27 protein-coding genes and 1 pseudogene are annotated in these 25,485 nt (G+C 71.5%); 14 read left to right on the plus strand and 14 right to left on the minus strand.

Annotated elements, in window-relative coordinates; genetic code table 11:
- Positions 1 to 12 precede the first annotated feature (12 nt).
- Positions 13 to 705, plus strand: a complete 693-nt coding sequence (locus ACIQMU_RS27145) for a TetR family transcriptional regulator (protein ID WP_352243549.1) — start codon at positions 13 to 15, stop codon at positions 703 to 705.
- Positions 706 to 1,107: 402 nt separating this feature from the next.
- Here the strand turns inward: ACIQMU_RS27145 and ACIQMU_RS27150 are convergent, their stop codons facing one another.
- The 4 genes from ACIQMU_RS27150 to ACIQMU_RS27165 form a co-directional block, all read right to left on the minus strand.
- A complete protein-coding gene (locus ACIQMU_RS27150) occupies positions 1,108 to 1,278 on the minus strand; it encodes a hypothetical protein (protein ID WP_402689898.1) in 171 nt (56 codons plus the stop codon).
- Positions 1,279 to 1,355: 77 nt separating this feature from the next.
- Positions 1,356 to 2,375: a peptidoglycan-binding protein gene (locus tag ACIQMU_RS27155; RefSeq protein ID WP_402689920.1), complete on the minus strand. Its 1,020-nt coding sequence runs from the start codon at positions 2,373 to 2,375 to the stop codon at positions 1,356 to 1,358.
- Positions 2,376 to 2,797: 422 nt separating this feature from the next.
- Positions 2,798 to 4,096, minus strand: coding sequence for an MFS transporter (locus ACIQMU_RS27160; protein WP_402689899.1), 1,299 nt, complete (start codon positions 4,094 to 4,096; stop codon positions 2,798 to 2,800).
- Entirely contained in the window at positions 4,093 to 4,581 is a 489-nt protein-coding gene (locus ACIQMU_RS27165) for a MarR family transcriptional regulator (protein WP_352243552.1), read from the minus strand. The genes ACIQMU_RS27160 and ACIQMU_RS27165 overlap by 4 nt, the downstream gene beginning before the upstream one ends.
- Before the next feature lie 308 nt (positions 4,582 to 4,889).
- Between ACIQMU_RS27165 and ACIQMU_RS27170 the strand changes: the two genes are divergently transcribed.
- The 4 genes and pseudogenes from ACIQMU_RS27170 (at position 4,890) to ACIQMU_RS27185 (ending at position 8,331) form a co-directional block, all read left to right on the plus strand.
- Positions 4,890 to 5,537: a dihydrofolate reductase family protein gene (locus ACIQMU_RS27170; RefSeq protein WP_352243553.1), complete on the plus strand. Its 648-nt coding sequence runs from the start codon at positions 4,890 to 4,892 to the stop codon at positions 5,535 to 5,537.
- Between the two features lie 270 nt (positions 5,538 to 5,807).
- A pseudogene (locus ACIQMU_RS27175) lies at positions 5,808 to 6,425 on the plus strand (class I SAM-dependent methyltransferase); the annotation flags it as partial.
- Between the two features lie 366 nt (positions 6,426 to 6,791).
- Positions 6,792 to 7,427 (plus strand): hypothetical protein, encoded by a 636-nt coding sequence (locus ACIQMU_RS27180; protein ID WP_352243564.1) that lies wholly within the window; start codon positions 6,792 to 6,794, stop codon positions 7,425 to 7,427.
- A 577-nt stretch (positions 7,428 to 8,004) separates the two neighbouring features.
- Positions 8,005 to 8,331 (plus strand): hypothetical protein, encoded by a 327-nt coding sequence (locus ACIQMU_RS27185; protein ID WP_352243565.1) that lies wholly within the window; start codon positions 8,005 to 8,007, stop codon positions 8,329 to 8,331.
- A gap of 370 nt (positions 8,332 to 8,701) precedes the next feature.
- Here the strand turns inward: ACIQMU_RS27185 and ACIQMU_RS27190 are convergent, their stop codons facing one another.
- On the minus strand, positions 8,702 to 9,223 hold the full coding sequence (locus tag ACIQMU_RS27190) for a hypothetical protein (protein WP_402689900.1): 522 nt from the start codon (positions 9,221 to 9,223) through the stop codon (positions 8,702 to 8,704).
- Between the two features lie 193 nt (positions 9,224 to 9,416).
- Here ACIQMU_RS27190 and ACIQMU_RS27195 point away from each other — a divergent pair, with 193 nt between their 5' ends.
- From ACIQMU_RS27195 to ACIQMU_RS27205, 3 genes are all read left to right on the plus strand, one after another.
- Positions 9,417 to 9,896, plus strand: coding sequence for a helix-turn-helix transcriptional regulator (locus tag ACIQMU_RS27195; protein WP_352243567.1), 480 nt, complete (start codon positions 9,417 to 9,419; stop codon positions 9,894 to 9,896).
- Between the two features lie 34 nt (positions 9,897 to 9,930).
- A complete protein-coding gene (locus tag ACIQMU_RS27200) occupies positions 9,931 to 10,560 on the plus strand; it encodes a hypothetical protein (RefSeq protein ID WP_402689901.1) in 630 nt (209 codons plus the stop codon).
- Positions 10,561 to 10,697: 137 nt separating this feature from the next.
- Entirely contained in the window at positions 10,698 to 11,036 is a 339-nt protein-coding gene (locus tag ACIQMU_RS27205) for a DUF2516 family protein (protein WP_352243569.1), read from the plus strand.
- Here ACIQMU_RS27205 and ACIQMU_RS27210 read toward each other — a convergent pair.
- From ACIQMU_RS27210 to ACIQMU_RS27220, 3 genes are all read right to left on the minus strand, one after another.
- Entirely contained in the window at positions 11,018 to 12,436 is a 1,419-nt protein-coding gene (locus ACIQMU_RS27210; RefSeq protein ID WP_352243570.1) for a fused response regulator/phosphatase, read from the minus strand. The two genes, ACIQMU_RS27205 and ACIQMU_RS27210, sit on opposite strands and share 19 nt — an antisense overlap.
- A gap of 293 nt (positions 12,437 to 12,729) precedes the next feature.
- Complete coding sequence (locus ACIQMU_RS27215; protein WP_402689902.1) at positions 12,730 to 13,812, minus strand: NlpC/P60 family protein; 1,083 nt, start codon at positions 13,810 to 13,812, stop codon at positions 12,730 to 12,732.
- A 445-nt stretch (positions 13,813 to 14,257) separates the two neighbouring features.
- The gene (locus ACIQMU_RS27220; RefSeq protein ID WP_352243572.1) at positions 14,258 to 15,043 is read right to left on the minus strand and encodes a class I SAM-dependent methyltransferase; all 786 of its coding nucleotides are present in this window, start codon (positions 15,041 to 15,043) and stop codon (positions 14,258 to 14,260) included.
- Between the two features lie 187 nt (positions 15,044 to 15,230).
- On the opposite strand from ACIQMU_RS27220, the gene mshA reads away from it, so the two are divergent.
- Both mshA and ACIQMU_RS27230 read left to right on the plus strand, forming a co-directional pair.
- The gene (gene mshA / locus ACIQMU_RS27225) at positions 15,231 to 16,622 is read left to right on the plus strand and encodes a D-inositol-3-phosphate glycosyltransferase (RefSeq protein ID WP_352243573.1); all 1,392 of its coding nucleotides are present in this window, start codon (positions 15,231 to 15,233) and stop codon (positions 16,620 to 16,622) included.
- Between the two features lie 87 nt (positions 16,623 to 16,709).
- A complete protein-coding gene (locus tag ACIQMU_RS27230) occupies positions 16,710 to 17,222 on the plus strand; it encodes a YbjN domain-containing protein (RefSeq protein ID WP_352243574.1) in 513 nt (170 codons plus the stop codon).
- A 172-nt stretch (positions 17,223 to 17,394) separates the two neighbouring features.
- Here ACIQMU_RS27230 and ACIQMU_RS27235 read toward each other — a convergent pair whose 3' ends face one another.
- The 3 genes from ACIQMU_RS27235 to ACIQMU_RS27245 all read right to left on the minus strand — a co-directional run bounded on the left by ACIQMU_RS27235 (position 17,395) and on the right by ACIQMU_RS27245 (position 18,386).
- Positions 17,395 to 17,637: a hypothetical protein gene (locus ACIQMU_RS27235; RefSeq protein WP_352243576.1), complete on the minus strand. Its 243-nt coding sequence runs from the start codon at positions 17,635 to 17,637 to the stop codon at positions 17,395 to 17,397.
- On the minus strand, positions 17,634 to 17,882 hold the full coding sequence (locus ACIQMU_RS27240) for a hypothetical protein (protein WP_352243577.1): 249 nt from the start codon (positions 17,880 to 17,882) through the stop codon (positions 17,634 to 17,636). The genes ACIQMU_RS27235 and ACIQMU_RS27240 overlap by 4 nt, the downstream gene beginning before the upstream one ends.
- A gap of 114 nt (positions 17,883 to 17,996) precedes the next feature.
- Complete coding sequence (locus ACIQMU_RS27245; RefSeq protein ID WP_352243578.1) at positions 17,997 to 18,386, minus strand: hypothetical protein; 390 nt, start codon at positions 18,384 to 18,386, stop codon at positions 17,997 to 17,999.
- A 109-nt stretch (positions 18,387 to 18,495) separates the two neighbouring features.
- On the opposite strand from ACIQMU_RS27245, the gene ACIQMU_RS27250 reads away from it, so the two are divergent.
- Complete coding sequence (locus ACIQMU_RS27250; protein WP_352243579.1) at positions 18,496 to 19,236, plus strand: class I SAM-dependent methyltransferase; 741 nt, start codon at positions 18,496 to 18,498, stop codon at positions 19,234 to 19,236.
- Positions 19,237 to 19,817: 581 nt separating this feature from the next.
- Here the strand turns inward: ACIQMU_RS27250 and ACIQMU_RS27255 are convergent.
- A complete protein-coding gene (locus ACIQMU_RS27255) occupies positions 19,818 to 20,579 on the minus strand; it encodes a phosphoglyceromutase (RefSeq protein ID WP_018959814.1) in 762 nt (253 codons plus the stop codon).
- A 206-nt stretch (positions 20,580 to 20,785) separates the two neighbouring features.
- Between ACIQMU_RS27255 and ACIQMU_RS27260 the strand changes: the two genes are divergently transcribed.
- Positions 20,786 to 22,114 carry an MFS transporter gene (locus ACIQMU_RS27260; protein ID WP_352243615.1) on the plus strand — a complete coding sequence of 443 codons (1,329 nt, stop codon included), beginning with the start codon at positions 20,786 to 20,788 and terminating at the stop codon, positions 22,112 to 22,114.
- An 82-nt stretch (positions 22,115 to 22,196) separates the two neighbouring features.
- Here the strand turns inward: ACIQMU_RS27260 and ACIQMU_RS27265 are convergent, their stop codons facing one another.
- Positions 22,197 to 22,337, minus strand: a complete 141-nt coding sequence (locus ACIQMU_RS27265; RefSeq protein WP_352243580.1) for a hypothetical protein — start codon at positions 22,335 to 22,337, stop codon at positions 22,197 to 22,199.
- Positions 22,338 to 22,618: 281 nt separating this feature from the next.
- Entirely contained in the window at positions 22,619 to 23,296 is a 678-nt protein-coding gene (gene phoU / locus ACIQMU_RS27270) for a phosphate signaling complex protein PhoU (protein WP_352243581.1), read from the minus strand.
- A gap of 199 nt (positions 23,297 to 23,495) precedes the next feature.
- On the opposite strand from phoU, the gene ACIQMU_RS27275 reads away from it, so the two are divergent.
- Both ACIQMU_RS27275 and ACIQMU_RS27280 read left to right on the plus strand, forming a co-directional pair.
- On the plus strand, positions 23,496 to 24,758 hold the full coding sequence (locus tag ACIQMU_RS27275) for an ATP-binding protein (protein ID WP_352243582.1): 1,263 nt from the start codon (positions 23,496 to 23,498) through the stop codon (positions 24,756 to 24,758).
- Positions 24,755 to 25,435, plus strand: coding sequence for a response regulator transcription factor (locus ACIQMU_RS27280; protein WP_003968183.1), 681 nt, complete (start codon positions 24,755 to 24,757; stop codon positions 25,433 to 25,435). Before ACIQMU_RS27275 ends, ACIQMU_RS27280 begins: the two co-directional genes overlap by 4 nt.
- Positions 25,436 to 25,485: the final 50 nt, after the last annotated feature.

The following is a 25,485-nucleotide window of genomic DNA, read 5'->3' on the forward strand; positions in this document are numbered from 1 at the left end:
GGCGTACGCTTCATGGTCATGAACGGAGAGAAGGCCGGGGCCGGGGCCGGTGTGCGGGTCCCCGGCCTGGCGCCGGAGCGTCCCCCGGCGCCGGCCGGGCTGCGGGAGCGCAAGAAGCGGCTGACCTACCAGGTGGTGTCGGACGTCGCCATCGCCATGTTCCTGGAGCGAGGCTTCGACAAGGTGTCCGTGGCGGAGGTGGCAGCGGCGGCGGACATCTCCAAGCCCACACTGTTCCGGTACTTCCCCGCCAAGGAGGACCTGGTGCTGCACCGGTTCGCCGACCACGAGGACGAGTCCGCCCGGGTGGTCGCCGCGCGGCCCTCGGGCGAGGACCCGCTGGACGCCCTGCGCCGCCACCTCCTCGACGGCCTCGACCGGCACGACCCGGTGACCGGCCTCTGCGACGTGCCCGAAGTGCTGGCGTTCCACCGCCTGTTGTACGGAACGCCGTCGCTGGTCGCCCGCATGCACGCCTACCAGGGACGCTCCGAGGCCGCGCTCGCCCGTGCCCTCGGCGGGGGGTTGCCCGAACGGCTCGCGGCCGGGCAGATCATCGCCGTCCTGCGCATCCTGGCCCTGGAGAACTGGCGGCGGATCGACGCCGGGGAGAGCGCGGACCGGGTCCACGCGGGCGCGGTCCGGGCGGCCGAGCAGGCGTTCGTCCAGCTGCGGACGGGCCTGGAGCCGATGCCGCGCGGCTGAGGGGCGTGGCCGGTGTGCCGCGGCGACGCCCCGGACGACCGGCCGGCCAGGACCGCACCGGCGGGCAGCCGACCGGCAAGGCGTGTGCGCCCCGCACGGCCCGGGCCTCCGGGCGCCGGCCTCGCCGCCGCCTGCATCGTCATCCGGTCGGCGGGACGATCCGGAAGAGGCCCCCGCTGATGCGCGGCCGAGACGTCGGCGGGCAGACCCGGGCAGGGGGCCACGGGGCGGAAGTGCGCGTGGTCACGGACCCCGAAGAGACAACCGAACGCAGCGCAACCGCGGCCTGCGTGACGGGAGTCGACGCCGGAGCCGTGACGGACCACGGCTCCGGGATTGACCGGGCCGCCGGACAGTACGTCAGGTTCCCGTTCAGTACGTCCGGTTCCCGTTCCGCCGGGCTCAGTGCCCCCGGGCGCGGTGCTCCGCCCCTTCCGCCCCCTCCGCCGTCCCGCCCCTCTCCGCCGCTTCTTCCGCGCACGGCCCCAACGCCTCACGGAGGTCCCCGGGTTCGCGGTAGAGGACGCCCCTCATGCCGAGGTCGCCGGCGGCGTTCTCCTGCCGGTCGTCCACGAACAGGCACCGGGCCGGCGGTACGCCACCCCGGCACCGTGCCACCCAGGCGACGGGCGTCCCGCGTTCGGCGGCGGTCAGCCGGTGAGCGCCCGCCAGGTCACCGGGCCAGCCTCGCCGTCGACCACCAGGCGGTTGACGCTCTGGTAGGCGCGTACGGCGCTCGTGGTGACGGAACCGAACCCGCCGTCGACCGCCAGTCGGGCACTGCGCTTGTTCAGCGCGGTCTGCAGGGCCCGGACGTGGGACCCGCTGGCGCCCTGCCGCAGCGTGTACACGAGCACCGGCCAGGTGGCCGGGCCGACCTGGCCGTCGGCCACCAGCCCCTTGGAGCGCTGGAACCGCTTGACCGCCTCGACCGATACGGAACCGTACCGGCCGTCGACGACCAGCCCGTAGCCGCGCCGGTTCATCAGATGCTGGATCACGACGACCGTGGCGCCGCTCGCGCCCGGGTCGATTCTCGACCAGCCGCCGGACAGGTCCACACCCCGGGCGGCCAGAAAGGCGACCGGGTTCACCGTGGCGCCGAGGCGTCCCGAGTGGGTCTCGAAGTGCAGGTGCGGGCCGGTCACATTGCCGGTGGCCCCCATGTCGGCGATGCGCTGCCCGGCCGACACCCTGGCATTGAGCCCGACCCGGTAGGCGTTGAGGTGCCCGTAATAGGTGTACTGGCCGTTGCCGTGCGAGATCACCAGGGCGTTACCGGTCCGGCCCGGCAGCCCCCCTCCCCACGACCGGCGTACGACGGTGCCCGCGGCCGCGGCGTAGACGGCGGTCCCCGTGGAGTTGCTGACATCCTGCCCGGCGTGGGACGCGCCGCCTCTGGGCGCGCCGTAGTGGCCCCCGGCGGGGAAGCGGCCCAGGGCGGGATCGGCCCACGCCCCGTTCTTGGCTGCTGCCGCCGCTGCGGCATCGGCTGCGAGTGACGGGGCCGTGGTGGCCGCCGCCGTGGAGGCTCCGGCGGACAGGTTCACGGCGAGTACGCCCAGGCCCAGTCCGGCCAGCAGCCCCCGCCGGGACAGACCGCCGTTCGGGCCCTCAGTGGTCGCCGGTGTCTCCGTCGGCGCGGCGGTGGTCGCACAGGATCGGCACATCATGTCTCCCTCGATAGCGGGTGAGCACGTGGTGGGACAGGTCAGCACGTGGGACGGGTCGAGCACATGGGGGGCTGTGTGTGGGGGGGGCGATGGGCGGATCCGAGGATCTACCCGCATAGACCGTAGGGGTGGCGCGGTGGTCCGTCACGGGCCCACGGGCCCAGAGCAGGGCCCAAGCCGGAAGGCCGTCACGGCTCGGCCGTGGCGATCCCGTCCGCCTCGCGGGTCGACGGGCACCGTCCGGCCGGCTCTCCGCCGCGGACATCGCCGGTCCCTCTCCGCCGCCCCTGTCCCGGCCGGGCCGCGCGTCCGGCGGCCCGGTCCGGGCCCGACCGCGCAGGGCCCCGGTGGTGGTGGACCGGCCCACGCGTGGATGACCGTACGCGAACACGTCGGCCCGGGAGCGGGGCCGGGGCGGATCAGTGAGCCCGGTCGGCGGACGCCGCCGCGCCGGTGCCGCCGGGGGCGGCTGCCCCGACTGCGGCGGACGGCGTGCGGTAGGAGCGAAGGGCCGTGTTGGACGCGGCCACGGCGGCGACCGCCACGACAGCGGACAGCCCGCCGGCGACCAGGGAGAAGGAGGCGGAGGTGGCCGAAGCCAGCAGGCCACCACGGAAGTTGCCGAGCTCGGGGCCCGCGACGCCGATGACGTGCTCCACCGAGGAGACCCGCCCCCGGTACGCGTCCGGAGTCTCCCCTTGCACCAGGGCGCTGCCGGTGACGACCGACACGGTGTCGGCGGCGCCTGCCACAGCCAGGCAGCAGAGCGCCAGCCACAGCGGCCCGGCGAGGCCGAAGCAGGCCAGCGCCAGCCCCCAGACGCCCGCTGCGCACAACTGCACGAGGCCGGCACGACGCCGGCGCGTCACCGTTCCGGAGAGCAGGCCGGCCGTGATCCCCCCGACCGCGACAGCCGAGAAGAACAGACCCAGATTCCGCGGGTCGCCCTCGAAGCGGGTCTCGTTGACCAGAGGGAAGAGCGCGATCGGCATGGCGAGCAGCGTCGCGGACAGGTCAGTGGCCATCGAGCCCCACAGCGTCGGGCGGCGAAGGATGACTGCCCAGCCGCCGCGCTCCGGCCGGCGCCGGCCGCCCGCCGCGCGGATCTTCCCCTCGGGTTTCATGGACGGGAGCCGGATCACCGCGAGCATCGCTACCGCCAGGGCCACGGCCTGAGTCGCGTTAGCGGCGGCGAAGTCCCAGCGGGCGATGACCAGCCCGGCCACCGCGGGCCCGGCCAGCATCGCCACCTGGAAGGAGATGTTGGTCAGCGCGAGGCCGGCCGCGACCTGGTCCCCCGGCAGCAGCCGGACCGGGAAGGTGCGCCGCGCAGGGGCGCCGAGAGCACCGCAGGCCGAACCCGCGGCGACCAGGGCAAGGAGCAGCAGCACGTTGCGGCTGTCCGCCAGCGCTTGGGCGCACAGCCCGACGGCGGTCAGCAGTTGGCCGGCGGTGGTGATCCGTACCAGCGCACGGCGGTCCACGGCGTCGGCCAGCGTGCCGCCGAGCAGGCCGAACAGCACCATCGGCAGGCCGGTCGCCAGCCCGATGGCACCTGTGCCCACCGGGCTGCCGGTCAGGTCCCAGACCTGGGCCAGCACCGCGACGTTGGCTATCTGCCCGCCGAGTTGGGAAGCCGATGTGCCGGCCCACAGGTCCCGGAAGGGCCGGCTCCCACGGAGGGGACGGACGTCGAGGAACCGGACGCGTCCTCTCATCGGGGCGGTTCGACGAGGTGGTGGAGGATCCGCTGTCGCATGGAGCGGGCTTCCAACGCCCGACGCACCTCCTGCACGACGGCGGTCATCGCGTGCGGGACCTCGCCGTCCAGCTCGGCGACCGTCGCGTGCGTGGCACGCCACTCGGCCTCCAGGAAGGGCACCAGTGACCGGCCGCGCTCGGTCAGGTCGATCCGCCGGGTGCGGGCGTCGGGCCCCGGCTCGGAGGTGACCAGACCCTCCTTGCGCATGGCGGCGACGGTCTGGCTGACCGCGGAGTGCGAACGGCCCAGGGACTTCGCCAGCTCACGGATGGTCAGGGGCCCGGTATGGGCGAGCCGGATCAGCGGATACGCGAACCGGGGCCGGACTCCCTCCATGCCTCGTTCGACGTACACCTTTTCGATCTCGGCGTCCATGGCGGCGAGCAGCTCGTGGAGGGAGTGCCAGGGGTCGGGCAGCGAGGTGGGATCGGAAGACGTCACAGCGCTAATATAACAGTGCTGCGATAAATGCTTCCAGTACGGGGGACGGGGTACGAACGCCGGCCGTGGGGCCGTGGGGGCCGGGGAAACGGCGCGAGCGCGGCCCACCGGTTCGGTGGCCGGTCGGCGGTGGACGTCCGCCTGTAGGTTGGCGAGAAATGACGTTCCTGCCGGTGGCGCCCGCCGTCTGTGACGCCGGGCGGCCCGGATGCGGGCCGGTCACGGATGCGGGCCGGTCACGGATGCGGCGATGAGTTCGCGCGGCCCGGAGAGTCCTACTGTCGTTGTCGGCATCGCAGGAGGAGCGCATGGCTCAGCTACTGAGAGTCCAGAATTTCAATGTCTCGAGTGACGGGATCGGCGCCGGTGAGGGCCAGAGCCTCGAAAATCCCTTCGGCCACGGCATCGACCCGGCACGGCTGTTCGCCTGGGCCGGCGCCACGGCGAGCTGGCCCATGCGCACCGATCCCGGGGGGAGCCGGGGCCTCGACGACTACCTCACGCGGGACTACGACCGCAATATCGGCGCCGAAATCATGGGCCGCAACAAGTTCGGGCCCCAGCGCGGGCCCTGGAGCGACCACGAGTGGCAGGGCTGGTGGGGCGACGAGCCCCCGTTCCGCACCCCGGTGTTCGTCATGACTCACCACGAGCGTCCTTCGTTCACGCTCGCCGACACCACGTTCCACTTCGTCGACGGTGACCCCGCCGCGGTCCTGGAGCAGGCGCGGGAGGCGGCGGGGGGCAAGGACGTCCGGCTCGGCGGCGGGGCCACCACCATCCGGGAGTTCCTGGACGCCGACCTCGTCGACACCCTGCACGTGGCGGTCTCGCCGGTGGAGTTCGGGTCCGGGGTGCGGCTCTGGGAGTCCCCCGATGAGCTGCTCGACCGTTTCCACCTCGACGTCGTTCCCAGCCCGAGCGGCGTGGTGCACCACCTGTTCTGGCGAAAGTGACCGGCCCTCGGAGCGGGCCCGGTGGGCTGTTCCGCCTCCCGGGCCCGCTCCGAACGGGCCGTCGGGGCCGGGCGGCCGGCGAGCTGTTCGGCGTGTTCCCCGCGTTCATGAGCCACTCGGCCAAGGGCGGGGCCGAGACGAAGGAGTAAGGCCGAAACCTCTCGTCTGGATGCTCGGACACCGCTGCCGTACGGCCAAAACGCCTAGGCGCGCACGCTCGGCGGCCCATACGTTCGACCGTATGGCTGACGAATGTTTCGGGCATCCACGGCTCGCCGCGTGCTCGACATCGGCTGCGGAACAGGCGTGTTCGCGCTTCTGCTGGCTGACCGCGGGATCGAAGTCGTGGGCGTCGATCCCGCCCGGGCGTCCATCGGCGTGGCCCGGGCCAAGCCGGGCGGCGAGCACGTGCACTGGATCTGTGGCGATGCCACGACCCTTCCGCCGATGCGGGCCGACCTGGCGACCATGACGGCGAACGTCGCCCAGGAGATCATCGACCCGCAGGCATGGCGGGAGACCCTGCGTGGCGCGTACGAGGCACTGCGGCCCGGCGGCCGTCTGGTGTTCGAAACCCGGGTTCCGGCCGGCCGCGCGTGGGAGCAGTGGAACCGCGAAGCCTCACACCGCGTGACGGAGATCCCGGAGGTCGGCGTTGTCGAGAGCTGGGTCCGGGTGATCGAGGTGCGCGAACCGTTGGTGACGTTCCGCTGGACCTACGTGTTCGCCGTCGACGGGGAGGTCATGACGTCGGACTCCACCTTGCGCTTCCGTGAGCGGCGGGAGGTCGAGACGGAGCTGGTCGCGCAGGGGTACGTGGTGGAGGACGTACGCGACGCTCCCGACCGGCCGGGCAGGGAGTTCGTCTTCGTCGCGCGACGCCCGTAGCTCGGCCCGCGGGGGGCTGTGCCACCGGGAGGACCGGGACTGGGCCCCTTCGCCGGGCAGTTGCCGTGCCGGCCGGCGGGGACACGGTGGGCACGCGACCGTGGATCAGCGGTGACTCCCAGGACGCTGACGAACTCGGGAGGGGCCACGATGCGCTACCACCTCATGGCGTTCGAGGTCGGGCGGGCGCCATTCTCAGGCGAGTTGGCTCGGGCGGAAGCGGCGCTCTCGCGGCGAGCTCGTCAGCCCCGTCCAGGTGGCGAGCTGTCTCACGTTCCGACCGACCTGTCATGGCCGGTTTGCCGGACGATGCTGGTGGGCGCTCGGGTTAGGGTGAGCGGCCACCACGCTCATGGAGTCTGAATCATGACCACCCATCCTGATGTAGAGGCTTTGATCGGAATCGTCCCCTTGGGGCACCGGGGTGAAGAGCGAGTGGACTGGACGGCCGCGGAGGCCGCGTTGGGCACCGGGTTGCCGAGCGACTACATGTCCTTCATGGACACCTATGGCGTGGGTGACATCGAGGAACTGATCATCCTTCCGCCACTGCCCGTCGATGTTCCCGACCTGAGCGACTGCCACATCGGGGGCATGAGCGAGGGACTTCGCCGGGTGTGGGAGGCGGAGGGGGGCGTGCCAGGCGTATCCGCCGGCCCAGAGACCGTGCTGTCGTGGGGGACTGGCTGCAACGCCAACGAGCTGGCTTGGCTCATGACCGACTCGGACCCGGACAACTGGCCTGTGGTGGCATGGCGGCGCCAGGTTTCCTACGGAGAGTCCCGGTGGGCGATTTTTGACTGTGGCATGGTCAAGTTCCTCACGCGCATGATGCTCGCGGAGTTCGACGAATGCCCGCTCGGTGACGCGTCGCTCTGGGGACGTCCCGGAGCCTTCGTCAGCTGGCGTGAGCAGCGCCGCCGGCTCGTCGCCGGACTGGACCCCTTGACCGGCGAAGCGGACCCCTACGCCGAGATGTTCCCGATCTCCGATGACGACTGAGACCCCTCATGTCGCAGGCGCTCGGGCTCGATGACCGGTGACGCAACTCCGGTCGACGGTGGTGTGGTTGAGTAGGGGGAGCTCCGGCGGCAGCGGGCCCAGAGGCGGGCGGGGAAGCTTGACGGGGCAACCCTCAAGCCCCTCATTCACGGTCTGGCGTCGAACGAGCCTCGAACTTGATCGACCTTCTCGCAGTTCAGCGGACACGTCGGCGGCCTTCGTCTGTTCCTGTGCTCCGTCACAGAGGCGCAGGAACAGCGCGAAGGCCGTGGTCGTGAGTCTGGTAACCGGGCTCGAAGAATCGCCACCCCGCCACCCGGCACGACGTGGGCAGGGTCTTCGCCACCAGCGAGGCGTACAGCCGCCTTTTCCACCACAAGGTCGGCACCGAACCCCGTCGCGGATCTGTCGTCGGGAGTTGACGGTTGTTGTCGGTGAGCGCGGACATCGCCTGTGGTTGGGTGGAGGGCGTCGCGGAGATTCGGGCGGCGGTGCAGGCTCGAAGTGGAAGCATAAGTGAGCTTCGTGGGTGTTGAGGGGGCTGCGATGTCGTCGCAGTCCAGGATCGAGGGGGACCATGACCAGACGTTGGTACACACCACTCGGCATCAATTTGCTCCTGGGCATCCCAGCCATCGTGCCCGTGCTGATGCTCTGGTTTCTGCTGTCGAACTGGCCGCTCGCCGACATGGGGTTGACGACGAGAATTCCGAACAACGAGCAAGACGACAGTCCGAATGCGGTACTTCTCTTCTTCGGCCCCATGATCGCTGCGAGCGCCGTCCTCTGGTGGATCGCCAACCGACCCCTCGCCCGCCGAACCCGACTCACCGCACCCCGCTACTGGCTCCTCTCCCTCACGGGCGCTCTCATCCCAACCGCCGCCATCACAGTTTGGCCCTAGAGCATCCGCTGCTGCTATCAGCAGTCACCGCAGAGCCATGGGAGGCAAAAAACAAGCTAAGGGCTGTCCCGTGATCCCTGGCGGGCGCACGACGACAGCTACGGCACCTCGCCGCGTTGTCGGACCATCCACAGACATCCGGTATGCGGGTGCCCCTCCACCTTGCGATGCACCGCATCCGACGCCGCGCCCTCCCAGACGTCATCAGGTGCTGGTCCCGGGCCAGCGTGTTCGCACAGGCGGGTGTTACAGGACCCGCAGGAGAACTCCGCATCCCACCACAACTCATCGTGAAGGAGGAACTGGTTCACCTGCCGCACCGCCATGCCGCCGCACTCGCAAGGCGATGCGATCTTCGCGGTCTGACCAGTCACCCGGGCTCACCGACGTTCCACTCCTGAGGCAGCTCCTCGCCGCAGAAGACGCATACGAAGTCCTTCTCCCGCACGATGCCGAGCTCCCGGCAGGAGTGGCATCGGCGAAAGACGACCTCGTGCGTGAATCCGGGCGGTCGAGGGATCCCGATCCGGTCCAGAGCCTCGGCCAACGCGGGCCATGAGCTGGTGTCCGGACAGTAGCCGGTCGACTGGTTGCTGACCTCCTCGACCGCCCACCGCCCGGACTCCTCGCGGAAGCTCATCTCACCGGCGCTCAGGACCTCTCCGCCGCCGGCGCACACCACGTGCTCACTGCGGCGCGGAGCCAGTCGCAGCACCCCGGCGCCATCGACGACGAACGTGAACGGCTCGGCCGACTCGTCCAGGGGCAGCGCCGAGACCCACTCGCCGAAGTCCGCCGCCGAGCGGATGCTCCGCCCCTCACCACCCGCCCGGACGAACTCCTTCAGCTCGGCCGGCCCCACATACCGATACCTCTGCCCCCGTGTCTCCACGCACGCCAACCTAGTGGCTCACACAGTCAGGGCTTGGGGGACTGCCACTCGGCGACTACGGCCGACCGGTGACAGAAGTCCCCGCGAAGTGACAGTCGTCGCTGCGAGTCACACGGGAGCCGGGGGCGTGGCACACGACACTTTTGCAAGCATGTGCTTGCAAAAGTTAGCAAGGGTGATGCAGTATCGAGGTATGGCATCACTCAACGTCGGCGATCTCGGTGAGTACCTGCGGGAGCAGCGCCGTGCGGCGCAGCTCTCCCTGCGGCAGCTCGCCGATGCCGCAGGGGTGTCGAACCCGTATCTCAGCCAGATCGAGCGTGGTCTGCGCAAGCCCAGCGCCGACGTGCTCCAGCAGGTCGCCAAGGCGCTGCGGATCTCGGCCGAGACCCTGTACGTACGTGCGGGGATCCTCGACGAGCGGGAGCGGGAGGAGCTGGAGACGCGGGCGGTCATTCTGGCCGATCCGTCGATCAACGAGCGGCAGAAGAACGTTCTGCTGCAGATCTACGACTCCTTCCGCCGCGAGAACGGATTCGTCCCCCGGCCGGATGCGGACGCGGAGGCGGAAGCGAAAACCGCCGCGGGCGCCGACGCGGCCGGCGATGCCGGCCCCGGCCCCGGCGGCGACGCCGGGACGGATGTCACCCAAGACCACGACCCTCACAGCTAGCAGCTGGTTCTGATGATCCGGGAGGACCACAGTCATGGCCATCACCGATGACCTGCGCAAGACCCTCACCGACCCCACGCCCCTCTACTTCGCCGCCGGTACGGCCGACCTGGCCGTGCAGCAGGCGCGCAAGGTCCCGGCGCTGATCGATCAGCTGCGGGCCGAGGCGCCGGAGCGGATCGACGCCGTGCGCAACACCGACCCCAAGGTCGTGCAGGAGAAGGTGACCACGCAGGCCAAGGAGGCCCAGGCCACCGTGCAGGCGAAGGTCACCGAGGTGTTCGGCTCCTTCGACGCCGCCGACCTGAAGAAGCTGGGCGAGAACGCGCAGGACCTGGCTCTCCGCAGCGTGGGCGTGGCCGCCGAGTACGCGATCAAGGCCCGGGAGGCGTACGAGAAGGTCGCCGAGCACGGCGAGCAGACCGTACGGACCTGGCGCGGGGAGACGGCCGAGGAGATCATCGAGATCGCCGCCGTGGTCGAGGCCGAGCCCAAGAACGAGCCCAAGAGCGAGGCGAAGGCCGCCCCGGCGAAGCCCGCCGCGACGAAGGCCGCGCCCGGCGCGTCGGCGAAGTCCGCCGAGGCCAAGGCCGCGCCCGCCAAGAAGACGCCCGCGCCGCGCAAGCCCGCGGCCAGGAAGACCCCGCCGCCCGCCGGCGAGTGACCCCCACGGGTCCTTCCGAATGCGGTACGCGTGACCGGGACACGGGGCGGGCACCTTTACGGGTGGCCGGCTCGTTGTCCCGGTACCTTGGCCCTCCCGGCCGGGGGCGCTCATCCACTCACTAGGCGGTACACACCATGTTGCTCTCAGCGTTCGGCTCGCTCCTCCAGCTGCTCTATCTGGCGATGCTGGTGCTGGCCGTGGTCGCGTTCGTCTTCGCGGCGACCGCCCGTGAGGACGCCTACCGTGCCGCCGACAAGAAGAAGAAGTCCTTCTGGCTGGTGATCCTCGGTGTCGCCGTCGCCGTGAACCTGCTGATCCCGCTGCTCTTCCTGCAGCTCGCGGGTGTGGTCGCGTCGATCGTGTTCATGGTCGACGTGCGTCCCGCGCTCAAGGCGGTCTCGGGCGGCGGCGGTGGCCGCAAGGGCGGCTCCAGCAGTGACGGCCCGTACGGCCCCTACAACGGCGGGCGCTGAGCCCTCGCCGCCCTCACGGGCGGGCGCGGCGGACGGTCGACGGACGCGGGGTGGGAGCGCGGTGCGCTGCCGCCCCATCGTCGTATCCGCTGCGGATCGCGGCCCAGCAGCAGGACCGCCACGTCGTCGGTCAGCTCGCCGCCGTTCAGTTCCCGCACCTCGGCGACGGCCGCCTCCAGCAGTTCCTCGCCCGCCAGACCCTGCTCCAGCCGGGTGTTGATCATCGCGACCATGCCGTCCTGGCCGAGCCGCTCGCTGCCGCCGGTCCCCACGCGGCCCTCGATGAGCCCGTCCGTGTACATCATCAGGCTCCAGGCGGGGCCCAGCTCGACCTGACGGCGCGACCACCGGGCCCGGGGCAGCAGCCCCAGGGCCGGTCCGCCGTCCTCGTACGGGAGCAGACCCGCGGGCCGGCCGTGGCGGGCGAGCAGCGGCGCGGGATGTCCGGCCAGGCAGAGTCCGGCCCGACGCCCGTCGGGCGCGATGTCGACGGTGCAGAGCGTCGCGAAGATCTCCTCGCTCTGCCGCTCGTGCTCCAGCACCTGCTGGAGCGTGGAGAGCAGCTCGTCCCCGCACAGCCCGGCCAGGGTCAGCGCCCGCCAGGCGATCCGCAGCTCGACGCCGAGCGCCGCCTCGTCCGGACCGTGGCCGCAGACGTCGCCGATCATCGCGTGCACCGTGCCGTCCGGGGTGCGGACGACGTCGTAGAAGTCGCCGCCGAGGAGGGCCCGGCTGCGTCCGGGGCGGTAGCGGGCGGCGAAGCTCAGGCCGGAGCCGTCCAGCAGCGGGGTGGGGAGCAGGCCCCGTTCCAGGCGGGCGTTCTCCTGGGCACGCAGCCGGGACTCGGTCAGCTGGTGCTGGGCGATGTCGGCGCGCTTGCGCTCCACCGCGTACCGGATGGCACGGCTCAGGACGCGCGCGTCCAGCTCGCCGCGGAAGAGGTAGTCCTGCGCCCCGACGCGTACGGCCTCGGTCGCCAGCTCCGTGTCGTCCTGCGCGGTCAGGGCCAGGACCGCGTGCAGCGGCGCCAGGCGGAGCACATGGGTGAGCGCCGCCAGCTCGTCGGCCCGCTCGGAGACGGGCTCGGGCCGTGGCCCGCCGCCGGGCGTCCCGGTGCGCGGGGCCCCGGCGTCGGCGATGGGCGGCGCGCCGGGTGCGGCACCGGTGACCGGCAGCGCGAGGTCAAGCAGGATGCAGTCGACGTCGTCGGTGAGCAGCCGCGCGGCCTCGGTGAGATTGCGGGCGGTACGGACACGGACCCGGGTTCCGGCGGCTGCCGACAGCTCGGGGACGGTGATGGCGGTGCCCGCCGGGTCGCCCTCGATCACCAGCAGGGTCAGGTCGCCGTGCGAGGTCTCCGCGGCGGGAACGGATCGCTGCCGAGGTTCGGGTACGGGCATCGGTTCGGGTTTCCTTCCCTCCCCCCGAGGGCCCGGCGGGTCGACGATCGACGATCCGCCAGTCGGGGACGATAGCGGTACGCGGCGGGGGAACGGAATGGCGCACCGGGAACGGACCCCGTCATATGCGCCGTCATAAGCCGCGTCCCGACACGGATCCGGCGCGATGGGCCGCCAGGCCGGCGCGTAAGCGCCCATGACAAACATCACGCGCCACCACGGGCGGTGTGGCCTGATCGCGAGGTCCCGCCTGCCAGGGCCCGGGACAGGCGGCCCCGCTGTCCGGGCCGGTGCTACTTGTCGGGGCGGACCACGCCGAGGATCTTCATCGACCCGGCACCCGCCAGAGTGACATGGCGGCCGGGGCGCGGGGAGTGGACTATCGCGCCGTCGCCGACGTACATCCCGACGTGGCTGGCGTCGGCGTGGTAGATGATCAGGTCGCCGGGGCGCATGTCCTGGATGTCGATGCGCGGCAGCAGCCGCCACTGCTCCTGCGAGGTGCGCGGGATCGGCCGCTTCGCCGCCAGCCACGCCTGCGAGGTCAGCCCCGAGCAGTCGTACGAACCGGGGCCCTCGGCTCCCCAGACGTACGGCTTGCCTATCTGCGCGGTCGCGAAGGCCACCGCCGCCGCGCCGCTCTCGCTCGCCTCGCCGCTGACGTCCTTGACCGCACCGGAGGAGAGCCAGGCGGCCTGTGCCCTGTCCGCGGCGTCCCTCTCCAGTCGGCGGAGCCGCTCGCGCTCGGTCGTCTCCAGCCGTGATTCGAGCTTCTCCGCCGCCTTGATCTGGGCGTTGATCTTCTTCTTGGCCTTGGCCTGCTTGACCCGGTTCGTCTCCAGCTTCTCCCAGTTGGCGCTGGCGTCCTGGGTGTACGTCTCCAGGTCCTCCTGCGTCTGGTTCAGGTCGGTCAGGAGCGACTTGGACGCCTGCTGGCTCTGGCGGACCTTGTTGATCCCGTCGAGGAAGAGCTTCGGGTCGCTGCTCAGGGCCAGTTGCGCGCCGGGCGGCAGGCCGCCGCTGCGGTACTGCTCCCGGGCCTGGGCCCCGGCCTGGTCCTTCAGCACGGTGATGCGCGCCTGGCCGTCGACGATGGCCTTGGCCAGTTTCACGATCTCGCCGGACTGCTTCTTCGTCTGCTCCTCGGCGAGGTTGTACGCGTCCGTCGCCGCGCCCGCCTTCCGGTACAGCGTCTCGATCTGCTGGCGGACCTCTTCGAGGTCCGCGTTGGAGTAGCGGGGCGGCGAGCCGGCGGGGGAGGAGGACGAGGGGGACGGGTCCGGCACCGGGGCGGCCGCGGCCTGGCCCGTGGACGTCAGCAGGGCCAGCGCACAGACCAGCGTGATGGCGGCAGTGGCGCAGTGGCGTCGGTTCACGAGCTCCCCCTCCGGGTGGTTCCTCCGGCCCGTCTCCGGGCGAAGGCGACAAGATGACAAAAGGACGTTGATCGCAACAGAGTCGGCGAAGGCCGCTGATGGGGCCAAAGCGGTGTGTACGGTGAGCGGGGGACGGAAACGGAAGCCGGACATCGCAGACGTGACTTACCGTCAGTAACTTTTCGGCAGCGTCGCGATCGTGCCATGTCGCCCCGTAAAGCAACAGAGGCCGACGGCACCCGCCGCGTCACATACCGCCCCCACCGGGCCACTTCGTCATGATTCCTCCCCCTCGGCCCGCACGGAGCCGCGTCCCCTCGCCACGCCGCTCTCCACCGGTGCCGTCCCTGGTGCGCCGCCCCCTGGTGCGCCATCCTCCCACTGGGACGAACGGTGCCCCCGCGGCGTTCCCGGGACAGCGTAATTCTGCCCTTCCGGGCAACGTTCAGCGGACGTGGGGCCGCAGTGCGTCCCACCGCACGGTGATCTCGCCCTGCCGCCACCGCCGGACCCCGTCCACCACCGGCCAGTCGGCCGCCACCGCCCGCACCGCCGCGATCCAGCGCTGCCGTGCGCCGAGCGAGGCGTACGGGGCGGCCGACGCCCAGGCCCGGTCGAAGTCCCGCAGGAACGCGTGGACCGGCTCACCCGGCACGTTGCGGTGGATCAGTGCCTTCGGCAGGCGTTCCGCGAGGTCCGAGGGGCGCTCCAGCGAGCCGAGGCGGGTCGCGAAGGTGACCGTGCGCGGGCCCTCGGGCCCCAGCGCCACCCAGACGTGCCGCCGGCCGATCTCGTCGCACGTTCCCTCCACCAGGAGACCTTCGGGGTCGAGCCGGGAGCGCAGTCGCGCCCAGACCTCGGCCACCTGGTCCTCGTCGTACTGGCGCAGCACGTTCGCCGCCCGGATGAGCAGGGGCCGGACGTCCAGGGGGATTTCGAAGCCGCCGTGCGCGAACGTGAGGCCCTCCCCGGCGTACGGCTGCGCGGCGGCGACCCGCTCCGGGTCGATCTCGATGCCCGCCACCACGGTCCGCGGCTCGGCGGTGCGCAGGCGGCCCAGCAGCTCGACGGCGGTCCAGGGGGCGGCCCCGTACCCGAGATCGACCGCCACGGGCCGCCCGGCGCGGCGCAGGGCCGGCCCGTGCGCGTCGGCGATCCAGCGGTCCATGCGGCGCAGCCGGTTCGGGTTGGTGGTCCCGCGGGTGGCGGTGCCGATGGGGCGCTGGCGCATGGGTCGAGCGTATGCGACGGGGCGGGGAGGGGCGGATACCCGGTGCGGCGCCCGGGTCGCACGACGCGCCGCCCGGCAACGTAATGATTTGGCAAAGCGGAAATGAAAGGCGGGATTCCACTGTTCTCGCCCTTCGGAGGGACCGCGCCCTCTTCACGGCATGCCCCGAATGAGGAGGACCGACGAGGTGAGCCAGTACGTCTCCCGGCTCGGCTCCACCCGGACGGCCGCGCGCCTGAGGTTCCCCGGGGGCTTCTCCGGCGCCTCCCGCAAGCCGCGCCGCATCGCGATGCTCTCCGTCCACACGTCCCCGCTCCACCAGCCCGGCACGGGCGACGCGGGCGGGATGAACGTCTACATCGTCGAGCTGGCCACGCGCCTCGCCGCCATCGACATCGAGGTCGAGATCTTCACCCGGGCCACCAACGGCTCGCTGGCGCCCGTCGTCGAGCTGGCCCCCGGCGTCCTGGTCCGGCACGTCGACGCCGGCCCGTACGAAGGTCTCGCCAAGGAGGAGCTGCCCGCCCAGCTCTGCGCCTTCACGCACGGCGTGATGCAGGCGTGGGCCGGTCAGCGCCCCGGCTACTACGACCTCGTGCACTCCCACTACTGGCTCTCCGGCCAGGTCGGCTGGCTCGCCGCCCAGCGCTGGGGCGTCCCCCTCGTGCACGCCATGCACACCATGGCCAAGGTCAAGAACGCCGCGCTCGCCCGGGGCGACACCCCCGAGCCGGCCGCCCGGGTCATCGGCGAGACCCAGATCGTGAACGCCTCCGACCGGCTGATCGCCAACACCGCCGAGGAGGCCGACGAGCTCGTCCGCTTCTACGACGCGGACCCCGCCGGGGTCGCCGTCGTGCACCCCGGCGTCAATCTGGACCGCTTCCGCCCCTTCCCCAAGGGCTCCGACAAGCTCCGTCCACGGGACGCGCCGTCCGCCCGCGCCGCCGCGCGCGCCCGCCTCGGCCTGCCGCAGGACGCGCTGATCCCGCTCTTCGCGGGCCGCATCCAGCCGTTGAAGGCCCCGGACGTGCTGCTGCGCGCGGTGGCCGTGCTCCTGGACCGGGACCCGTCCCTGCGGTCCCGCATCGTCGTGCCGGTGGTCGGCGGGCCGAGCGGCAGCGGACTCGCCAAGCCCGAGGGCCTGCAGAAGCTGGCCGCCCGCCTGGGCATCGCCGACGTCGTGCGGTTCCACCCGCCGGTGGGCCAGGACCGGCTCGCGGACTGGTTCCGCGCCGCGTCGGTGCTGGTCATGCCGTCGTACAGCGAGTCCTTCGGCCTGGTCGCCATAGAGGCACAGGCGGCCGGCACTCCGGTGATCGCCGCGGCCGTGGGCGGGCTGCCCGTGGCGGTGCGCGACGGGAGCAGCGGCTTCCTGGTGCCCGGACACGAGCCGGAGGCGTACGCCCAGGCGCTCGGGCGGTTCGCGGACGCGCCGGAGCTGGTCGAGCGGATGGGGGCGGCCGCCGCGGCGCACGCCCAGTCCTTCGGCTGGGACACGGCCGCCTCGGCGACCGCCGACGTGTACACGGCGGCGCTCTGCGACCACCGCCGCCGGGCCCGCGCGCACCACGGCTGACCCGGGGGCGACCGCGGCGCTTGCCGCCGGTCCCGTGCCGCCGGTCCCGTGCCCGTGCGAGGCGCGCCGCTGTCGTACGCTCGCTGTATGGCTGACGTAGCGGACGAGACAGCAGCGGCCCAGGTCATCGAGGCGACGCTGAACGACGCCGGGCTCGTATGGGAGAGCCCGGGACGCGGCAACTATGTGGTGACGCTGCCCGGCACCCGCAAGCTGTCGACGACCTGTTCGCTGATCGTCGGCAAGCACTCGCTCTCCCTCAACGCGTTCGTCGTGCGGCACCCCGACGAGAACGGCGCCGGGGTGCACCGCTGGCTGCTGGAACGCAACCTCCGGCTGTTCGGGGTGAGTTACGCGATCGACTCGCTCGGCGACGTCTACCTGGTCGGCAAGCTGCCGCTGTCGGTGGTCACCGCCGAGGAGCTGGACCGGCTGCTCGGCGTGGTGCTCGAAGCGGCCGACGGGGCGTTCAACACCCTCCTGGAGCTCGGTTTCGCGAGCTCGATCCGCAAGGAGTACGCGTGGCGGGTGTCGCGCGGCGAGTCCACGCGGAACCTGGACGCGTTCAGCCACGTGATCGAGCGCTCGCCCGACGCCTGACGGCAGGGTCCGGCACCGCCCGGTGCCACCCGCACGGCACGGACTGGGCGGGGCGGTGTGGCGGCGCGGGCGGGACGACAGGCTTTCGCGTACGTCCGTCCGTACCGGCCGTGCGTACCGGCCGTACGCGTAGGCGCCCCTCGCCCCTCGCCGCCGCTTCGGCCGGGGGCGGTCAGGGCAGGGGGACGAGGCGGACGACGGTGAGTGTCAGGACGGAACGGGAGACGTAGTAGAGGACGATGGCCCCGGAGACGGTCGCCTCGCGCCGGTCCTCTTCACCCTTGACTGCGGAGGAGGCGTGGCCGTACGGCTCCCTGCCGAGGGTGCGCGCCATCTCGTTCCGGAAGGACTCACCGTCGCGCATCTTGGCCAGGGTGTCGTCGGCGGGCGGTGCGTAGGAGATGCGGAAGCTCAAGCGACGCTCCGCCTCTCGGCCTCGTCCTGCGCCAGCCGGTCCAGGATCTTCTCGGCCTCGGGATCGGGGACGGCCTCCAGCATCCAGTGCCGCATGACGGCCTGGATCTCGTGCACGCCGGCGTCGTTGATCGCGAGGTCGAATTCCTCGCGTCTCTCCTCGGGCAGCGCGGCACGGATGTCCGGGATGCTGTTGGGCACCTCGACCTCGGTACCGCCGACGAAGGTCTTCAGAGACTCACCCATGATCGCTCTCCTCGATCTCCCTGCTCTGGAAGCACACGGACGGCATGGGCTCACCGTAGTGCGTACGAGGGGCGTTTCGGCCTGCCCGGCCGGGTCACGAATCGATACAGCGCCTCAGTCCCGGCCGAGCCTCTGTGCCACCCGGTCACGCAGAAGCGCGTACTCCTCCTGGAGCCGCCGCCACTCGCTCACGGGCGGCCGGACTATGACGTCACCGCCCACCACGACCTCCTCCGGCCCGAACTGCTCCCGGGTCAGGTCGATGTCCACGCCGGCGCCCAGGCGGTTCCACCAGTGGTAGTCGGTGCGCACCCCGTCGACATGCACCTCGCCCCGGATCAGCTCACCGCCGAGCAGATCGTTGAGCACCATGGCGGTCACCCCGCACTGGTCCCGTGCCGGATTGCCCGGATTCCAGCGGTCCCGGTACTCCGGGGTGCAGGTCTCCGCGCTCCAACTGGCGCGGAGCGCCCGTTCGATGTCGGTGAGCAGGTAGGTCGCCATGAGCACCATCGTGGCAGAGGGCACTGACAACGCCGACGCGCCGCTGTGCGGGGCCGGCCGGCGCCAATTCCGTCGACAGGACACGGAACTCGGGGCAGAGTGCCCGTTCATGACCAGCAGTGAACTGTGGACCCGGGCGACCGCCGACCGCTACGACACCGAGGAGGCGGAGAACTCCTCGCCCGCCGCTCTCGGACCGGCCCTCGCCTTCCTCGCCGACCTCGCCGGTGAGGGACCGGCCCTGGAGTTCGCCATCGGCACCGGACGGGTGGGCGTGCCGCTCCGGGAACGCGGCGTGCCGGTGGTGGGCATCGAACTGTCCGAACCCATGGCGGCGGTACTCCGCCGCAAGGTCGACGAGGACACCCTCCCGGTGGTCATCGGGGACATGGCCACCACCGTCGTCCCCGGCGAGTTCACCCTCGTCTACCTCGTCTACAACACCATCTCGAACCTGCTCACCCAGGACGAGCAGGTCGCGTGCTTCCGCAACGCGGCCCGTCATCTGGCGCCCGGCGGCCGGTTCGTCATCGAGCTGGAGGTACCGCCGTTGCGGTGCCTGCCGCCCGGGCAGGCGGCGGTGCCGTTCGACGTCTCCGAGCGGCACCTCGGCTTCGACACCTTCGACCTGGTCGAACAGATCCTGGTCTCCCACCACTTCACCCGGGACGGCGACGACGGCCGTTACCGCCGAGGAGCCTCCCGGCACCGCTACGCCTGGCCGGCGGAACTCGATCTGATGGCGCGCATCGCCGGGCTCGACCGGGAACGCCGCGTCGAGGACTGGAACGGGTCACCGTTCACCCAGGACTCCGGTCGGCATATCTCCGTATGGCGCAAACCCCTCTGAAACCCCGGTACGTCCACGCGCCGCCCTCCCGCCGCTGTGTGGGCGCCCCTTACGGGGCAGCCCCTAGCATGATCGAAAACTCCGGGGGGCCTTGTGCCGAAGAGATCGACCGCTGGGACGGCCGTGCTGGCCTGCCTGATCATGGGCGCCGCGGTGACCGGCTGCACCGGCAGCGGCACGTCGGAGGAGCTTTCCGCCGACCAGCTGCTTGAGGACGCGAACGAGGCGATGAGCGGCCTGAAGTCGGTGACCATGGACACGGTCATCCAGATGACCGGCGGCGATGACTGGTCCGGCCACCTGGTGACCGACCTCAAGGGCACGTGCGCGTCTACAAGGACGCCGAGTTCGACAGCGTCACGTCCTTCAGCGCCTTCGACGAGCCCCTGGACGTGCGGCCCCCGGACGAGAGCGGGGTCGTGGACACGGGCGGCACCGGCTGAACGAAGGCCCCCGGGCCCCGCACGCCGGCTCGATGCCCCGGTCCACCGCCACCGGAGCACCTGAGGCGGGAAGAAGCCCCCCGCCCGTGGACGAGTGGACCGTCCACGGGCGGGGGGCTCCGCCCGGAAGAGGGGAGGCTACTTCTTCTTGCCCTGGTTCTTCACGGCCTCGATGGCGGCCTTCGCCGCGTCCGGGTCGAGGTACGTGCCGCCCGGCTTCAGCGGCTTGAAGTCGGCGTCGAGCTCGTAGGAGAGCGGGATGCCGGTCGGGATGTTGAGGCCCGAGATCTCCTCGTCCGAGATGCCGTCCAGGTGCTTCACCAGGCCGCGGAGGCTGTTGCCGTGGGCGGCGACCAGGACCGTGCGGCCCGTGAGCAGGTCCGGGACGATGCTGTCGAACCAGTACGGGAGCATGCGGACGACGACGTCCTTCAGGCACTCCGTGTCCGGGCGCAGCTCCGGGGGGAGGGTCGCGTAGCGCGGGTCGTCGAACTGGGAGTACTCGGCGTCGCGGTCCAGGGGCGGCGGCGGGGTGTCGTACGAGCGGCGCCACAGCATGAACTGCTCCTCGCCGAACTCGGCGAGCGTCTGCGCCTTGTCCTTGCCCTGGAGCGCGCCGTAGTGGCGCTCGTTCAGGCGCCAGGAGCGGCGGACCGGGATCCAGAGGCGGTCGGCGGACTCCAGGGCCAGCTGGGCGGTCCGGATCGCGCGGCGCTGGAGGGAGGTGTGCAGGACGTCGGGGAGCAGACCGGCGTCCTTGAGCAGCTCACCTCCGCGGACTGCTTCCTTCTCGCCCTTTTCGGTGAGGTTCACGTCCACCCAGCCGGTGAACAGGTTCTTCGCGTTCCATTCGCTCTCGCCGTGGCGGAGGAGGATCAGCTTGTACGGTGCGTCGGCCATGAGTCCGAGCGTAATCGAACCCGTACGGCCTCCGCGCGCCCGCCCGTAGAGCGGACAGCTCCCGGCCGGGCGTGTTCGGCGGCGGGACGTTTGACGGCAGCCGTCAATCCGGTGGCGGGTGGGGAGCCGGGCTTCGTAACGTCTCGAACGTCGTCGGGCGTCCGTCCCGGGGCCCTCGTTCCGTATGTCCCATGGGGGGAATCCTTATGTCCGTCGCCGGCCTGCGAACCGCCGCCCGCGAGACCGTCTCCGGGCTGCCCCGCGAGTTCTGGTGGCTGTGGACCAGCACGCTGGTCAACCGGCTCGGGGCGTTCGTCGCGACGTTCATGGCCCTGTACCTGACCCTGGACCGGGGCTACTCCGCCTCGTACGCCGGGCTCGTCGCCGCCCTCCACGGGCTCGGCGGGGTCGTCTCCTCGCTCGGCGCGGGCGTGATGACCGACCGGCTCGGGCGGCGCCCCACCATGCTGATCGCCCAGCTCTCCACCGCGGTGTCCGTGCTGGTGCTCGGCTTCATGGTGCACCCCTTCGCCATCGCCGCCGTGGCGTTCTTCGTCGGGATGGCGAGCAACGCCTCGCGCCCCGCCGTCCAGGCGATGATGGCGGACATCGTGGAGCCGAAGGACCGGGTGCGGGCCTTCTCCCTGAACTACTGGGCCATCAACCTGGGCTTCGCCATCTCCTCCGCCGGCGCCGGATTCATCGCGGAGTACAGCTATCTCGCCTGCTTCATCGGCGAGGCCCTGATGACACTGGTCTGCGCGGTCGTCGTCTTCGTGAAGGTGCCCGAGTCCCGCCCCGAGCAGGCCCCGGTGCCGGCCGTCGGCGGCAAGCGGCCCAAGGACGAGGTGCGGCTCTCCACCGTCCTGCGCGACGGGCGCTTCATGGGGGTCGTGGGGCTGTCGTTCCTGGTGGCGCTGGTCTTCCAGCAGGGGTACGTGGGACTGCCGGTGGCCATGGTGCGGGACGGGCTCTCCAGCTCCGACTTCGGCACCGCCATCTTCGTGAACGGCGTGTTGATCGTCGTGCTCCAGATCCCCGTCACCCGCTTCCTCCAGCACCGTGATCCGCGTCGGCTGCTGATCATCTCCTCGCTGCTCGCCGGCTACGGCTTCGGGCTGACGGCGTTCGCCGGGTCGGTCGCGCTGTACGCCCTGACGGTGTGCGTCTGGACCCTCGCCGAGATCGTCAACGCGCCCACCCAGACGGGCCTGGTCGTGCAGCTGTCGCCCGCCCGGGGCCGGGGCCGCTACCAGGGCATGTACACGATGTCCTGGTCGGTGGCCGCGCTGGTCGCGCCCCTGATGTCCGGCTTCGTGATCGACAACTACGGCGCCGCCTGGCTCTGGGGCGCCTGCGCGGTGATCGGCACGGTCGCGGGAGGCGGCTACTGGCTGCTGATGCGCAACCTGCCGCGGGAGGACCACGCGGTGGCGGACGCCCTGCCCGAGCCCGCGCCCGTCCCGGCCGAGGCACGGCCCGACCAGGCCGAGCCGGAGGCCGCGCCCGTGGCGGCGGTCGAGCGGGCCGGCTGACCGGGGCGCCGGTACGCGAAACGGCGGCGCCCGCCCGGAAGAGAATCCCGGGCGGGCGCCGCCGGTCCGTACGCGGCGCGGATCAGCCGCCGCACTGGCACGGGGCGCCGGACTGGCAGCCGCACCCACAGCCCGACCCGCAGCCGCAGGCGCCGAGCACGGTCAGGTGCACCACTTCGGTCGGGTTCTCCTGCTGGGGTTCGGTCATGGGGGAATCGGCCATGGTCCCTCCTCAGGGCGTACGGCTGGGGCGGCGGTCGGCATGGTGCGCCGCTCCCAACCTCCATTGCATGCCCGCTCCGGCGGGCGCATCAACGGCGCACACGCGCAGGAACGTAAGTGCGACTCGCGTACGCCGGAGATGCGCGGGGGTACGCCGGTACACCGACCGTGCCGGTACGCCACCGCCGTACCGGCGCGGCCGGTGTCACCGCCGTACCCGGTGCGGCCGGTGTCACCGCCGTACCCGGTGCGGCCGGTGTCACCGCCGTACGGGTGCGGCCGTCACGCTCCCTCGACCGGGGCCGCCGCCTGGATCTCGTCCGCGTGCTCCCCCGTCACCAGGTAGACCACGCGCTTGGCGACCGACACCGCGTGGTCCGCGAAGCGCTCGTAGTAGCGGCCCAGCAGCGTCACGTCGACGGCCGTCTCGATGCCGTGCTTCCAGCGGTCGTCCATCAGGTGCTGGAACAGCGTGCGGTGCAGCAGGTCCATCTCGTCGTCGTCCTGCTCCAGCTGGAGCGCCAGATCGACGTCCTTGGTGATGATGACCTCGGCCGCCTTCGCCATCAGACGCTGGGCGAGCTGGCCCATCTCCAGAATGGTGGCGTGCAGGTCGTGCGGGACCACCGTCTGCGGGAAGCGCAGCCGGGCCAGCTTCGCCACGTGCTGGGCGAGGTCGCCCGAGCGCTCCAGGTCCGCGCTCATCCGCAGCGAGGTCACCACGATGCGCAGGTCGGTCGCCACCGGCTGCTGGCGGGCCAGGAGCGCGATGGCGCGGGCCTCCAGCTCGTGCTGGAGGTCGTCGACCTTCTGGTCTCCGGCGATCACGTTCTCCGCCAGGGTCAGGTCGGCGTCGAGCATGGACGTGGTCGCCCGGCCGATCGCCGAGCCGACCAGCCGGGCCATCTCGACCAGGCCCTCGCCGATCGAATCGAGTTCCTCGTGGTAAGCGTCGCGCATGGGAAGTCCCTCTCCAGTTCCAAACTGAGGCCGGGGTCTCGGACCGACCCCCACGGTTACACGGTGGGGGCGCAACGCGTCCGTATCCGGCCCCCTAAGTGAACCGGCTCCTACCCCTCAGTGAACTCTGGGCGACGAGTGTTCGAGATGGCACTCGGACGGCTGGGAGAGTGTCCTCGCACCCGCATAACCTTGAAGCATGGACGTGAACGCGGCGGTCGCCGCAGCTGCAGCGATCGCCGGGCTGTTGACCGGTGTGATCGCCATGCTGGCGTTCCGCTGGAGCGAACGCGACCTGAAACGGCCCACGCGTACGTCACTGCGGCCGGACGGCAACGCGGCCCTGCCCCCCGGAGTGGACACCGTCCTCTCCGTCCTCAGCTCCTCCGCCGTGGTCCTCGACGAGAGCGACGGGGTGGTGAAGGCCAGCTCGGCGGCGTACGCCCTGGGCCTGGTCAGAGGCGGCCGACTGGCCGTCGAGCCCATGCTCAACATGGCCCGGGACACCCGGCGGGACGGCGAGATACGCCAGGGCGAACTGGACCTGCCCCGGCGCGGTACGGGCCGGGGGGACACCCTCGCCGTATCGGCCCGGGTGGCGCCGCTGGGCTCCCGGCTGGTCCTGCTGCTCGTCGAGGACCTCACCGAGGCCCGCCGGATAGAAGCGGTGCGGCGCGACTTCGTCGCCAACGTCAGCCACGAGCTCAAGACGCCGACCGGAGCGCTCTCCCTGCTCTCCGAGGCGGTCATGGACGCCTCCGACGATCCGGAGGCGGTGGAGCGGTTCGCCGGGCGGATGCAGATCGAGGCGACCCGGCTGACCAACCTCGTCCAGGAGCTCATCGACCTCTCCCGGGTGCAGAACGACGACCCGCTGGAGGACGCCGAGCCGGTCAAGGTGGAGACGCTGATCGCCGAGTCGATCGACCGCTGCCGCCAGCAGGCCGGCTCGAAGCAGATCACCATGGCCTCCGCCGGAGCCGAGGGCCTCACGGTCTGGGGCAACCGCGGACAGCTCGTCGGCGCACTCGGCAACCTCGTCGAGAACGCCGTCAACTACAGCCCCGCCCACACCCGCGTCGGCATCGCGGCACGCCGCATGGCGTCACCGGGCGGGGACCTCATCGAGATCGCCGTCACCGACCAGGGGATCGGCATCTCCGAGAAGGACCGCGAGCGGGTCTTCGAGCGGTTCTACCGCGTCGACCCGGCCCGCTCACGGGCCACCGGTGGCACCGGTCTCGGCCTCGCCATCGTCAAACACGTGGCCGCCTCGCACGGCGGGGAGGTCACCGTCTGGAGCTCCGAGGGACAGGGCTCCACCTTCACCCTCCGGCTGCCCGAATCGGGCGTCGCGAGGGAGCGCACCACCGGCGGACCGCTTATCGTCAACGGCGACGACGAGGGGCCGTACGAGACCGACACCTTTGACCCCTTCCCCGCCCCGGAGGCTCTTCCGTGACCCGAGTGCTTGTCGTCGAGGATGAGGAATCCTTCAGCGACGCCCTGTCCTACATGCTGCGCAAGGAAGGTTTCGAGGTCGCCATCGCGGCGACCGGTCCCGACGGGCTGGACGAGTTCGAGCGCAACGGCGCCGATCTGGTCCTGCTCGACCTGATGCTGCCCGGCCTGCCCGGCACCGAGGTGTGCCGCCAGCTCCGCAGCCGCTCCAACGTCCCGGTGATCATGGTCACCGCCAAGGACAGCGAGATCGACAAGGTCGTCGGCCTGGAAATAGGAGCCGACGACTACGTCACCAAGCCCTTCTCCTCCCGGGAGCTCGTCGCCCGCATCCGCGCGGTCCTGCGCCGTCGGGGGGAGCCGGAGGAGGTCACGCCGGCCGCCCTGGAGGCGGGACCGGTCCGGATGGACGTGGACCGGCACGTGGTCACCGTCTCCGGCGGCAAGGTGGACCTCCCGCTCAAGGAGTTCGACCTGCTGGAGATGCTCCTGCGCAACGCCGGCCGGGTGCTGACCCGGATGCAGCTGATCGACCGGGTGTGGGGCGCCGACTACGTCGGTGACACCAAGACCCTCGACGTCCACGTGAAGCGCCTGCGCGCCAAGATCGAGCCCGACCCGGGCGCTCCGCGCTATCTCGTCACGGTGCGGGGCCTGGGGTACAAGTTCGAGCCGTAAACCGCGGGTCCGCCTGTGCCGAAGGGGCGCTTCCCGGCCGGGAAGCGCCC

It is taken from the genome of Streptomyces sp. NPDC091649, from assembly GCF_044756785.1.
In the GTDB taxonomy this organism is placed as follows: Bacteria; Actinomycetota; Actinomycetes; order Streptomycetales; family Streptomycetaceae; genus Streptomyces.